The organism is Mesorhizobium sp. M7A.F.Ca.US.006.01.1.1 (assembly GCF_003997935.1).
In the GTDB taxonomy this organism is placed as follows: Bacteria; Pseudomonadota; Alphaproteobacteria; order Rhizobiales; family Rhizobiaceae; genus Mesorhizobium.
On the sequence record NZ_RZQL01000220.1, the window covers coordinates 1 to 11,608 of the forward strand.

The 11,608-nt window shown below is 61.1% G+C and carries 12 protein-coding genes; all 12 read right to left on the reverse strand.

Annotation, left to right across the window (positions count from 1 at the left end):
• Positions 1–145: 145 nt before the first annotated feature.
• Complete coding sequence (gene crcB, locus EN943_RS28735) at positions 146–520, reverse strand: fluoride efflux transporter CrcB (protein ID WP_127415563.1); 375 nt, start codon at positions 518–520, stop codon at positions 146–148.
• Positions 521–596: 76 nt separating this feature from the next.
• Positions 597–2,255 carry a hypothetical protein gene (locus EN943_RS28740; protein ID WP_127415564.1) on the reverse strand — a complete coding sequence of 553 codons (1,659 nt, stop codon included), beginning with the start codon at positions 2,253–2,255 and terminating at the stop codon, positions 597–599.
• 172 nt (positions 2,256–2,427) lie between these two features.
• Positions 2,428–3,258: an aspartyl/asparaginyl beta-hydroxylase domain-containing protein gene (locus tag EN943_RS28745; RefSeq protein WP_127415565.1), complete on the reverse strand. Its 831-nt coding sequence runs from the start codon at positions 3,256–3,258 to the stop codon at positions 2,428–2,430.
• A 170-nt stretch (positions 3,259–3,428) separates the two neighbouring features.
• Positions 3,429–4,736 (reverse strand): replication-associated recombination protein A, encoded by a 1,308-nt coding sequence (locus EN943_RS28750; protein WP_127415566.1) that lies wholly within the window; start codon positions 4,734–4,736, stop codon positions 3,429–3,431.
• A 48-nt stretch (positions 4,737–4,784) separates the two neighbouring features.
• Positions 4,785–6,272, reverse strand: a complete 1,488-nt coding sequence (locus EN943_RS28755; RefSeq protein ID WP_127415567.1) for a DegQ family serine endoprotease — start codon at positions 6,270–6,272, stop codon at positions 4,785–4,787.
• Positions 6,273–6,472: 200 nt separating this feature from the next.
• Positions 6,473–6,904: a 50S ribosomal protein L17 gene (gene rplQ, locus EN943_RS28760; RefSeq protein WP_127415568.1), complete on the reverse strand. Its 432-nt coding sequence runs from the start codon at positions 6,902–6,904 to the stop codon at positions 6,473–6,475.
• Between the two features lie 104 nt (positions 6,905–7,008).
• Positions 7,009–8,019 (reverse strand): DNA-directed RNA polymerase subunit alpha, encoded by a 1,011-nt coding sequence (locus EN943_RS28765; RefSeq protein ID WP_013531438.1) that lies wholly within the window; start codon positions 8,017–8,019, stop codon positions 7,009–7,011.
• Between the two features lie 103 nt (positions 8,020–8,122).
• The gene (gene rpsK, locus EN943_RS28770; protein WP_006205444.1) at positions 8,123–8,512 is read right to left on the reverse strand and encodes a 30S ribosomal protein S11; all 390 of its coding nucleotides are present in this window, start codon (positions 8,510–8,512) and stop codon (positions 8,123–8,125) included.
• A gap of 126 nt (positions 8,513–8,638) precedes the next feature.
• Entirely contained in the window at positions 8,639–9,007 is a 369-nt protein-coding gene (gene rpsM / locus EN943_RS28775) for a 30S ribosomal protein S13 (RefSeq protein ID WP_013531437.1), read from the reverse strand.
• A gap of 203 nt (positions 9,008–9,210) precedes the next feature.
• On the reverse strand, positions 9,211–9,807 hold the full coding sequence (locus EN943_RS28780; protein ID WP_127415569.1) for an adenylate kinase: 597 nt from the start codon (positions 9,805–9,807) through the stop codon (positions 9,211–9,213).
• The gene (secY, locus tag EN943_RS28785; RefSeq protein ID WP_127260177.1) at positions 9,804–11,144 is read right to left on the reverse strand and encodes a preprotein translocase subunit SecY; all 1,341 of its coding nucleotides are present in this window, start codon (positions 11,142–11,144) and stop codon (positions 9,804–9,806) included. Before secY ends, EN943_RS28780 begins: the two co-directional genes overlap by 4 nt.
• Positions 11,145–11,336: 192 nt before the next feature.
• A partial coding sequence (locus tag EN943_RS28790; RefSeq protein ID WP_164778426.1) for an uL15m family ribosomal protein occupies positions 11,337–11,608 on the reverse strand: 272 nt, incomplete at its 5' end.

An 11,608-nucleotide genomic window follows, 5' to 3' on the forward strand; every position in this document is an offset into this window, starting at 1 on the left:
CCGGGCAAATGGGTCTGGAACCAGGGATCGAGCCGCATGCCCGCCTCGCCGGCCTCCACCGTAATCTGTTCAACGCCTGCCATATTTTTTGTCGCTTATCCATTTCCCGAGCCAAGCTCGGCCTGTTCTTGGCGCGGCAATAGCACTAAGGCAGGCTTCTTGCGAGCCAAAGTCCCAGAAACAGGGCGATAATGGCGCCAATGACGCTGGCAAGGGCATAACCCAGCGCAGGCAGCGTGGCTCCCCGCTCCCACAGCGTCGCGAAATCGAGCGAAAAGGCGGAGAAGGTGGTGAAGCCGCCAAGAATGCCGGTAGCAACGAACAGCCTGACCTCGTTCGATCCGCCACGGCGCATCATGGAGGCGATGAACAGCCCCATGGCAAAGGAGCCGATGATGTTGATGGCCATCGTGCCCCAGGGATAGTTGGGGCCGACAAAACGCAGCGCGCCTATGTTGGTCAGGTGGCGGATACCGGCGCCGATACCGCCGCCGACCACGACGAGAAGCAGATTTAACATGACCGTTTACTGCCCCCACAGGGCTGCCCGGTCAATCCCTCGTTGTGGGCGCAACCGCCCGGATCAGCCGAGCTCGTCACCACTCAGGCGTTGCCCATCCCGGATATTTTTTCCTGAACTCGTCATAGAGGTCATCGATCTCCGTTTTGCCGATAGGACGCACCTGTTCGTAAAGGTAGCCGTTGATGTCGCCGGACAGCCGGTACGCCGCGATGCGCCTGTATGCTGCGCCGATGCCTTTGCCCTCGACAATGTATTGATCCGGTATCGAGACACAGAGCTGCGCACCCGGCTGCAGATGGATGACGGGCGGATCTGTCACGACAACGTATTTGGACTTCAACGCCGCCGGTCTGAACCGATCGCGACTATCGACCTGACAAGCCCACTCGATGCGAGGGTAAAGGTCCTTGTCCATTTCATAGAGCAATGAGTCGCTCATGATCCCGCTGGACGCAAATACCGACAACCGGTCCCCAGGTCCCATCTTTCCAAGAAGGTCATCGATAAGGCGCCTGTATTCTGGAAGATTGTCGAGTTGCAGCGGGAGCGTGGCTTCCCTGGCAAAGACGTAGCTGATCGGTGACAGCACCTGGCGGCCAATTGGGAAAAAAGTACCGAAAAACGCCAGCACGGCGGCAACGGCTATCGCGGCGTTCGACCATCGCGATCTCAGCGCCGGCATCGAAACGATCGCAACGATTGCCTGGGCGTAGGCAGGAAAGAGCCAAAGAAACAGTGGCACCGAATGATGGCGATCCGGGTCCTGCATGCGGGTGAAGAGGAAGAAGGTGAGTGCCGAAGCAACGGCACAGAACAGGGAAAATCTGTTTTGGCGTATGATTGAGATGTAAAGGCCAAATACGATCAACAGCCAGTTCACATAGCCGAGCCGCGATCCTACCTGGTCAACCTGCGAAACGAAGCCCGTCTTGTACCCGCTGTAAAGGTCGCCATAGCTGGTTCCCAGTATCTTGAGGATTAGGGGTTGCTGGAAGGTCAGCGCGGCTCCGACAACCACGAGGATCGCACACAGGCCCCCGACGGCGGCATTGCGGAGTGCCGGAAAGTCGCGGTCTTTGGCGACCTGCAGAAAACAGAAGAAGGCTGCGGAAATTCCGACCCCGATGACGGGATAGGCGTACCAGCGGCGCAGCACGAATGCCAACCACAGGCATACGCCGACACGTATTCCGCTGATCACCGGTTCATGGGTCAGGAACCTCGATTTCCAGACAGAATAGGTTGCCGCGCAAAGCGCGAGACAGCCGGCAATGTCAGGCAACCCACGAAGCGTCGCCGCCCAGAAGGGCGTGTAGAGAAAGGCCGCAATCCATACGGTGAGCCAGCTTCGGCATGAAGATGTCCCGGTCTCCGCCTCCAGATAGCTTATTCTGCCGACGAGAAGAGCGGTTGGGACCAGATAAACAGCGACTATCCCGGCGATGTAGGAAAACCGCGAATCGCCAAAAACGATGTGAAACGGCATAAGCGGCACCAGGATCGCCGCACTGTAGTCATCCGTGGCGATCGAGGTTCTCAAATGGCTGAGCCACTCGAGAGGACTCTGGACCAAGAGCGTGCCTTGCCGGCTAAACGTGTCGAAATAGGCAGCGAAGTCCCAGTAATAGACTGGCTGTTCAAGCCCTACATAGCTGAGAGCAAGAGCAACTCCCAGAAGAGCGGTGCACACATATGTCGCTGCCCAAAATCCAAGAGATTTGTTCTTCGTCACTTGCGGCCGCCAGAAGGAGAAGAGTCAGAACTATCAAAGTCAGCCCGGGACTACCGTTCAAGGAGCCGGGAGCCGTTCCAGCGCATGAGCGGGCCACAAGGGATGGCCGGAACGCACACATGCAGGGCACGCAAATGCTGCCGGCAGAGCCGGCAGCATCGATTTCTCGAGCTCAGGTCGTCCCGGCGTTCTTCGGCTTGGTCGAACCGATCATCTTCCAGTTCTTGTAGAACATGGAATTGATGCGCTCGACGCTCACCGAGACAATGGCGAGCATGCCCGCGATGAGGCGGGGAACCGGGGATGGCCTGATGATGTCCATGAACACGCAGTAGCGGCGGCCGTCATACTCGTTGACCGAGCGATGCAGCAGCGTGTCGTCGAAGATGAACAGCGGATTGTCGTACCAGTAATTCTTGACACTGCCGCACTCGACGAAAATCTCCGACTTCACCGGGATCAGATTGTAGAGAATGCGCAGGCTGAGCCGCAACGGGCCGAAATGCCAGGACGTCGATTCGCGCTTGCTGAAGACGGAAACGGCGATGGTCTTGATGTATTTGAAATCCTTGTTGAACTCGGCGACGTTGTCGATCTTGTGCTTGCCGTACCACTGGTAGACATACATGCCGCGCCGGCCGGCGCCGAAATTGGCATCGATATCGGCGATGATCTCATCCTTGCGCGCCTTGAAGATGTCCAGGACCTCGTTGACCTCGCGCTGATAGTCGGCGGGAAACTGCTCCAGCTTCCAGACACCCGGATTTCTGTAGCACAAGAGGTCGACCACCAGGTTGAACGGTGAAAGCAGCCAGGTGAACAGGCCGTTGCCGAGAAAATAGCCTGAGAACAGCGACAGATCCTTGCGGTCGTTGCGCAGCACGTCGATCAGGCCGCAGATGATGAAGATCGTCGTCAGGATGGGAATGAAATAGAAGCCAAGGGCGAGAAGCGGGATGGCAATGGCGAATTTGCGAAGGGACTTGCGAAGGGTTTTTGTCATTTTTCCACGCGCGAAGCGCGATCCTGTTGCGAATGAGGTGCCAAAATCAGGGCAACGGCCACCGCCCGGCCGTGCGCCTTGATAAGGTTTTTTGGGTTACCACACAACGGCCCTGCTATCGTGGCCGGCTGGCTGCCTGGGAAGCAGGTCAATGGCCTCACGCAAGCCTGCTATTCCCGCTCCTTGCGCAGCTTCGCCCAATAGTCGAGCCGCTTCCTGATATCGCGCTCGAAGCCGCGCTCGGGCGGATCATAGAAGGTCTGGCGGCCCATCTTCTCCGGAAAATAATCCTGCCCGGAAAAGGCGTCCGGCTCGTCATGGTCGTAGCGATAGCCGGCGCCATAATCCTCCTCTTTCATCAGCTTGGTCGGCGCGTTGAGGATGTGCTTGGGCGGCAGCAGCGAGCCGTGTTCCTTGGCGGCCCGCGTGGCCGCCTTGAAAGCGTTGTAGACGGCATTGGATTTGGGTGCGGTGGCGAGATAGACGGTGGCCTCGGCAAAGGCGAGCTCGCCTTCGGGCGAGCCGAGATAGTCGTAGGCATCCTTGGCGGCGTTGGCGACGACAAGCGCCTGCGGGTCGGCAAGGCCGATGTCCTCCATGGCCATGCGCACCAGCCGGCGACCAAGATAGAGCGGATCCTCGCCGGCATCGAACATGCGCGCAAGATAATAGAGGGCCGCGTCAGGATCGGAACCGCGTACCGATTTGTGCAGCGCCGAGATCAGGTTGTAATGGCCGTCCTGGCCCTTGTCGTAGATCGGCGCGCGGCGCTGGACGATGCGCTGCAGACCCTCGGGATCGAAGACCTCGCCGGGCTTTGCCGCCCGCCAGACCTCCTCTGCGAGGGTAAGAGAGGCGCGGCCGTCGCCATCGCTCATGCGGATGAGCATGGCCCGCGCCTCATCGTCGAGCGGCAGCGCCCTGCCCTCGGTCTCCTCCGCCCGCGCCATCAGCTTGGCGATGCTCTCCTCGCCAAGCGAGTGGAAGACCAAAACGCGCGCGCGCGACAACAAGGCGGCATTCAATTCGAAGGACGGGTTTTCGGTTGTGGCGCCAACCAGCACGACAGTTCCGTCTTCCATGACCGGGAGAAAGGAATCCTGCTGGGCGCGGTTGAAGCGATGTATCTCGTCGACGAACAGCAAGGTCTGGCGGCCATTGGCACGGCGCAATTTGGCTGATTCGAACACCTTCTTCAGGTCGGCGACGCCGGAAAAAACCGCCGATATCTGCTCGAAGGCCAGGCTGGTTTCGCCGGCAAGCAGCCTCGCCACCGTGGTCTTGCCGGTGCCGGGCGGCCCCCAGAAGATCATCGAGCCGAGCGAGCCGGAACCGATCAACCGGGTCAGCGCGCCGTCAGGCCCGGTCAGATGCTCCTGGCCGACGACCTCGCCAAGGTTTCTCGGCCGCAGCCTGTCGGCCAGCGGCCGCCCGGGCGGCGTCTTTTCCGGTTCATCGACGCTGAACAGATCGGCCATGCACTTCTTTTTCGTTGGAGCATGAGCCCGAATGCACGGAACCCAGCCCTAATAACGCAACACCTGACGCAGTATCTGCCCGCCGCGCTCGACGGTAAAGCGCCACCAGCGCGTATCCGTCTTGGCCGCCAGCTCCAGGGTCGCCGCGGTATCGATGGTGGTGCCGTTCACCTCGCGCACGATGTCGCCCGGCTGGAAGCCGAAATCGGCGGCCGGTGAATCGCGGTTGATGTCGACCACGGTGACGCCCTTGATGTCCGTGCGCAGGCCAAGCCGCTGCGCGAGCCGGGGCGACAGCTCCGCGACCTTGGCGCCCGAGAACGGGCTGCGGCCATGCAGCGTCACCTCGGCAGCCTTCATGCCTTCCGGAGCACGCTCCAGCGCGATATCCATCGCCGCCTGCTGGCCCTTGGTCAGAACCGCGAAATTGGCGGTGGTGCCGATCGACAGCGTCGCCATCCGGTAGTCCAGCGCTTCGATGCTCTCGACCGGCTTGCCGTTGAGCTGCAGCACCACGTCGCCAGGCTTGAGCCCTGCCTTGGCGGCCGGTCCGGTCGCTTCGACCGACGAAACCAGCGCACCGGTCGGCTTCTCCATGCCGAGCGATTCTGCGATCTGCGGCGTCACCGCTTCGAACTCGGCGCCGATATAGGGCCGTTCGAAGAAATCGAGCCCGGCCTTGGCCGCGTCGGCAAAGGCACGAACCATGTTCGAGGGAATGGCAAAACCGATGCCGATCGAGCCGCCGCTGCGGCTGTAGATGGCCGTGTTGATGCCGACCAGCTGGCCGCCCATGTTGATCAGCGCGCCGCCGGAGTTGCCCGGATTGATGGCGGCGTCGGTCTGGATGAAGAAGCTTGAATCGGAAACGCCGATATGGCTTCGGGCCAGCGCCGAGACGATGCCGCTGGTGGTGGTCTGGCCGACGCCGAAGGGATTGCCGATGGCCAGCAACAGGTCGCCGACCTCAAGCGCGTCGGAATCGCCAATGGCAATGACCGGAAACGGCTTGTCCGAGGTGATCTTGAGCACGGCAAGGTCGAGCGTCTCGTCCTTGAGCAACACCTTGCTGTCGAACTCTCGCCCGTCGGCAGTCGCAACCTTGACCTGATCGGCATCCTTGATGACGTGGTAATTGGTGACCACGACACCGGTCGGATCGACCAGCACGCCGGAACCCAGCGAAGACTGCGCACGCGGCTGCGAGCGGCCGAAGAATTCCTCGAAGAACGGATCGCCGTCGAAAGGCGACGTCACCTTGGCGGTCTGCGAGGCATAGACATTGACCACGGCGGGCGCCGTCTGCTTGACCAGCGGTGCAAACGACAGCTGCACCTCCTCGCGGCCGAAGGGTACGCGCTTGTCGGGACCAGCCGTGGCGTTCTCGCCCTCGACGCCATGCAGCAGGTCGGTCAGGACATCGGACAGGCCGGGATCGGTCTTGGTCTCCTCGGCCAATGCCTGCCTGACCACCGGTGCGGCCGCAAACGCCATGATGGCGAAAAGCAGAACAAAGGGCAGTCTTCTGGCGCGCATTCGCGAATCCTCCAAGGCAAGTTCGGGGGCATTGTCCCGACGATTGTGCAAAATGAAAGGCTAAGCCGCTGAAATCCGACTATTTTGGGCCAAAAGCCCAAGGGCAAGCCAGGAAATCGGATTCCGCCGCGGTTTGCTGCTTTCAGAAAATAAAAAAGGGGCCCGCAGGCCCCTTTGAACTCATTTGGGAAAACCGAGCCTTATGCGGCTGCGGCGTCCGCGTCGGCACCTTCGGCTTCGATGCGAGCGCGGTCGCCGGCGCCCTTGGCCGAGACGTCGCGATCGACGAACTCGATGACAGCCATGGCGGCGTTGTCACCGTGACGGAAGCCCGCCTTCATGATGCGCAGATAGCCGCCATTGCGATCGGCATAGCGCGGCGCGATGGTGTCGAACAGACGCTTGACGACGCCTTCATTGCCGATCTGGGCAATGACCTGGCGGCGGGCGTGCAGGTCGCCACGCTTGCCGAGCGTCACCAGCTTCTCGACGATCGGACGCAGGTCCTTCGCCTTCGGCAAGGTCGTGACGATCTGCTCGTGCTCGAGCAGCGACACGGCGAGGTTGGCGAACATCGACTTGCGATGGCTAATGCTTCGGGCGAAGCGGCGGCCTTTGAAACCGTGGCGCATGGCTCTTTTCCTTCTTCAGTTGTTCAAGAGGCCGCGGCCTCTGATGGTTTTCCGCATGACCGTCGGATCGAGCGGCCCACGCCGCCGATCCTTGGAATTCATGCTCAATATTGGTCTTCGTAACGCTTGGCGAGGTCTTCGATGTTTTCCGGCGGCCAGTCCGGCACTTCCATGCCGAGGTGCAGGCCCATCGCCGCCAGGACTTCCTTGATCTCGTTCAGCGACTTGCGGCCGAAGTTCGGGGTGCGCAGCATCTCGGCTTCGGTCTTCTGGATCAGGTCGCCGATATAGACGATGTTGTCGTTCTTCAGGCAGTTGGCCGAACGCACCGAAAGCTCGAGTTCGTCGACCTTCTTGAGCAGCGCCGGGTTGAAGGCGAGCTCGGTGACGGCCTCGGCAGCGACTTCCTTCTGCGGCTCGTCGAAGTTGACGAACAGGCCGAGCTGATCCTGCAGGATGCGGGCGGCGAAAGCCACTGCGTCCTCGCCGGTGATCGAACCGTCGGTCTCGATCGTCATGGTCAGCTTGTCATAGTCGAGAACCTGGCCCTCGCGGGTGTTCTCGACCTTGTAGGAGACCTTCTTGACCGGCGAATAAAGGCTGTCGACCGGGATCAGGCCGATCGGCGCGTCTTCGGCGCGGTTGCGGTCGGCCGGCACGTAACCCTTGCCGGTGTCGACGGTGAATTCCATGCGGATTTCAGCGCCTTCGTCCAGCGTGCAGATGACGTGGTCGGGGTTGAGGATCTCGACGTCGCCAACCGTCTGGATGTCGCCGGCAAGAACCGCACCCGGTCCCTGCTTGCGAACGACCATGCGCTTGGGACCATCGCCTTCCATGCGGATGGCGATTTCCTTAATATTCAAGACGATGTCGGTCACGTCCTCACGCACACCGGCGATGGACGAGAATTCATGCAGAACGCCGTCGATCTGCACGGCGGTAACAGCCGCACCGCGCAGCGAAGACAGAAGCACCCGGCGCAGCGCGTTGCCCAGCGTCAGGCCAAAGCCACGCTCGAGAGGCTCGGCGACCAGCGTGGTCAGCGTCTTCTTCTTCGACGAGAACTCGATCTTGTTCGGCTTGATGAGTTCCTGCCAATTTTTCTGGATCATGATGCTTTCCTTCCGTTGACCCGCCACCATCCAATCGTGGCGGGCGACCTGGAATGCCGCGGAGGAACGCCCAAGGGGCGCTCGCGCGGCGTTCGGTAAATGCTTAGACGCGACGCTTCTTGCGCGGGCGGCAGCCATTGTGCGGGATCGGCGTCACATCACGGATCGAGGTGATGGTGAAGCCGGCCGCCTGCAGGGCGCGCAGTGCCGATTCACGACCGGAGCCGGGTCCGCAGACCTCGACTTCGAGCATGCGCATGCCGTGTTCCTGGGCCTTCTTGGCAACATCCTCGGCAGCCATCTGGGCAGCGAACGGGGTCGACTTGCGCGAACCCTTGAAGCCCTGGGCACCGGCCGACGACCAGGCAATCGAATTGCCCTGCGCGTCAGTGATGGTGATCATCGTGTTGTTGAAGGTCGAATTGACGTGGGCAACGCCCGACGAGATGTTCTTGCGTTCGCGACGGCGAACACGAGCGGCTTCCTTGGCCATGATAGTCCTTTCAGTTGATCTCTACACCGCCGTAATGCCAGCGGCTCCACCTAGGAAAGCGAGTAGTGAGTAGGGGTTAGCGAATAGGGTCCCCTACTCGCTATTGGCTACTCGCTATTCGCTGACTTACTTCTTCTTGCCGGCGATCGACTTGGCCGGGCCCTTGCGGGTGCGCGCATTGGTATGCGTGCGCTGGCCACGCACCGGCAGCGAGCGGCGGTGACGCAGACCGCGGTAGCAGCCGAGGTCCATGAGCCGCTTGATGTTCATCGAGACTTCGCGGCGCAGGTCGCCTTCAACCTGGTAATCGCGGTCGATGGTTTCGCGGATCTGCAGCACTTCCGCGTCGGTCAGTTGGTTGACGCGACGCTCGGCCGGGATGCCGACCTTGTCGACGATCTCCTGGGCGAACCGCTTGCCAATGCCGTGAATGTACTGAAGCGCAATGACGACGCGCTTGTTGGTCGGAATGTTGACGCCGGCTATACGAGCCATATTCTTCTCTTCTCCATGTGGGCCGGCCAACCTTCTAAAAAGGCAGGCCCGGCGCTAAGTTGCCCCGCGTCCGGTGGAGGCCGGCCCATGCGGGAGTTTCCAGTTCAAAGCGGCTGCCTTGCCCTTGCGGACAAGCAAAGCCTATACCTGATAGGAAGACGGGCCGCCATACCGCAGCGAACCGCTTCCGTCAAGTGCAATCGTTAATTTCCCCGCGCTGCGTCCTTGAGCACCGCTTCGATCTGCTCCGTCACGGCATCGATATCGGCCATGCCATCGACACTCCGGAGCTTGCCCTTGGCATAGTAATAGCCAATCAGCGGCGACGTCTTCTTGTAATACTCTCTCAGACGCTCCTCGAACACGGCCGGATTGTCGTCCTTGCGAACGGGTAGACCGGCCGCCTGTGCCTCGTCGGCGCGCTTGACTATTCGGCCGACGAGCGCCTTGTCGTCGACGACAAGCTCAACGACGGCGTCGAGGCCCTGGGAGCGATCCGAAAGCATCCGCTCAACGGCGTCCGCCTGCACCAGGGTACGTGGATATCCGTCGAGGATGAACCCATTGGCGCAGTCGGGCTGATCGATACGCTCGGCGACGATCGCGTTGACGATGGCGTCGGACACCAGTTCACCGGCATCCATCACCGCCTTGGCGCGCTTGCCGACTTCGGTCCCAGCCTGGACGGCAGCACGCAGCATGTCGCCCGTCGAGAGCTGGGGTATGCCGTGTTTTTCTACCAGTCTTTGTGCTTGCGTCCCCTTGCCCGCTCCTGGCGGCCCAAGCAATATCAACCTCATCTGGCTTTCTTCCCCCCGCGCAGCTTCGACTTCTTGATCAGGCCTTCATACTGGTGCGCGATCAGGTGACCCTGAATCTGCGCAACCGTATCGAGCGTGACACTGACCACGATCAGAAGCGATGTGCCACCAAGGTAGAATGGTACGCCAGTCGCCGAGATCAGGAACTCCGGCAGCAGGCACACCAGCACCAGATAGATGGCGCCGACGACGGTGATGCGGGTGAGAACGTAATCGATGTAATCGGCGGTGCGCTCACCCGGACGATAACCCGGGATGAAGCCTGAATGCTTCTTGAGCTGGTCGGCGGTGTCCTTCGGGTTGAAGACAATCGCTGTGTAGAAGAAGGCGAAGAACACGATCATCGCCGCATAGAACGCCATGTAGAGCGGCTGGCCATGGCCGAGGGCGGCCAGGATGGTGCTTGCCCAGGCCGGCATGTTGGTCGTCTGCGAGAAGCCTGCGACGGTCGCCGGCAGCAGCAGCAGCGACGAAGCGAAGATCGGCGGAATGACACCCGACGTGTTGAGCTTCAGCGGCAGATGCGAGGTATCGCCCTGGAACATGCGGTTGCCGACCTGGCGCTTCGGATACTGGATCAGCAAGCGGCGCTGGGCGCGCTCGAAGAACACGATGAGCGCGATGACGACGACGGCCAGCACGATAATCGCCAGGATCAGGCCGGTCGACAGCGCGCCGGTGCGGCCAAGCTCAAGCGTGCCGGAGATGGCGTGCGGCAGGCCGGCGACGATGCCGGAGAAGATGATCAGCGAAATGCCGTTGCCGATGCCGCGGGCGGTGATCTGCTCGCCCAGCCACATCAGGAACATGGTGCCGCCGACCAGCGTGACGACGGTCGAGATGCGGAAGAACATGCCGGGATCGCTGACGATGCCATTGCCGCCTTCCAGACCGACAGAAATGCCATAGGCCTGAACCAGCGCAAGCAGCACCGTGCCGTAGCGCGTGTATTGATTGATGACCTTGCGGCCCTGTTCGCCTTCCTTCTTCAGCGCTTCCAGCGACGGGATGACCGAGGTCATCAGCTGCATGATGATGGAGGCGGAGATGTAAGGCATGATCCCGAGCGCAAAGATCGCCATGCGCTGCACGGCGCCGCCGGCGAACATGTTGAACATGCCGAGCACGCCCTTGCTCTGTGAGGAGAAGGCCTGGGCGAAGGCGTCGGGATTGATACCGGGAAGCGGGATGTAGGTGCCGAGGCGATAAACGAGCAGCGCACCGATCGTGAACCAGATGCGCTTCTTCAAATCCTCCGCCTTGGCGAAGGCCGAGAAATTCAGATTCGAGGCTAATTGTTCAGCAGCCGAAGCCATGCCTGATTCTCCGCTTGGTAACGCTTGATGGCCCTGAGGTCAGGCGGCGCGTTTCACCGAAGCTCACGAGATAAGCTCCGGGCTCTAAACATGCAAGCGGCCGCGTTGACGCGGCCGCCTCGTTGAGCAGATCAAAGCGCAATCGTGAGCAAAAACGGATCCCACTCCTGCCGATCGCGCTTCAAATTGCCGTTACTCGGCAGCTGCCTTTTCCTGCGGCAGCTTGACCGAACCGCCGGCCTTTTCGATCTTCTCGATCGCGGCCTTGGAGGCGCCGGCGACGTCAAAGGCGAGCTTCGCCTTGATCTCGCCATCCGAGAGGATGCGCACGCCGTCCTTGACGCGGCGGATGACGCCTGCGGCAACCAGCGATTCAGCCGTCACGGTTGCCTTGGCGTCGAGCTTCTTGGCATCGATGGCCACCTGGATGCGGGCCAGCGACACGACGGTGAAGCTCTTGGCGA

Coding starts and splice junctions, on each gene's coding strand:
- crcB (WP_127415563.1), bottom strand. CDS start 520: ATGTTAAATCTGCTTCTCGTCGTGGTCGGCGGCGGTATCGGCGCCGGT.
- EN943_RS28745 (WP_127415565.1), bottom strand. CDS start 3,258: ATGACAAAAACCCTTCGCAAGTCCCTTCGCAAATTCGCCATTGCCATC.
- EN943_RS28750 (WP_127415566.1), bottom strand. CDS start 4,736: ATGGCCGATCTGTTCAGCGTCGATGAACCGGAAAAGACGCCGCCCGGG.
- EN943_RS28755 (WP_127415567.1), bottom strand. CDS start 6,272: ATGCGCGCCAGAAGACTGCCCTTTGTTCTGCTTTTCGCCATCATGGCG.
- rplQ (WP_127415568.1), bottom strand. CDS start 6,904: ATGCGCCACGGTTTCAAAGGCCGCCGCTTCGCCCGAAGCATTAGCCAT.
- EN943_RS28765 (WP_013531438.1), bottom strand. CDS start 8,019: ATGATCCAGAAAAATTGGCAGGAACTCATCAAGCCGAACAAGATCGAG.
- rpsK (WP_006205444.1), bottom strand. CDS start 8,512: ATGGCCAAGGAAGCCGCTCGTGTTCGCCGTCGCGAACGCAAGAACATC.
- rpsM (WP_013531437.1), bottom strand. CDS start 9,007: ATGGCTCGTATAGCCGGCGTCAACATTCCGACCAACAAGCGCGTCGTC.
- EN943_RS28780 (WP_127415569.1), bottom strand. CDS start 9,807: ATGAGGTTGATATTGCTTGGGCCGCCAGGAGCGGGCAAGGGGACGCAA.
- secY (WP_127260177.1), bottom strand. CDS start 11,144: ATGGCTTCGGCTGCTGAACAATTAGCCTCGAATCTGAATTTCTCGGCC.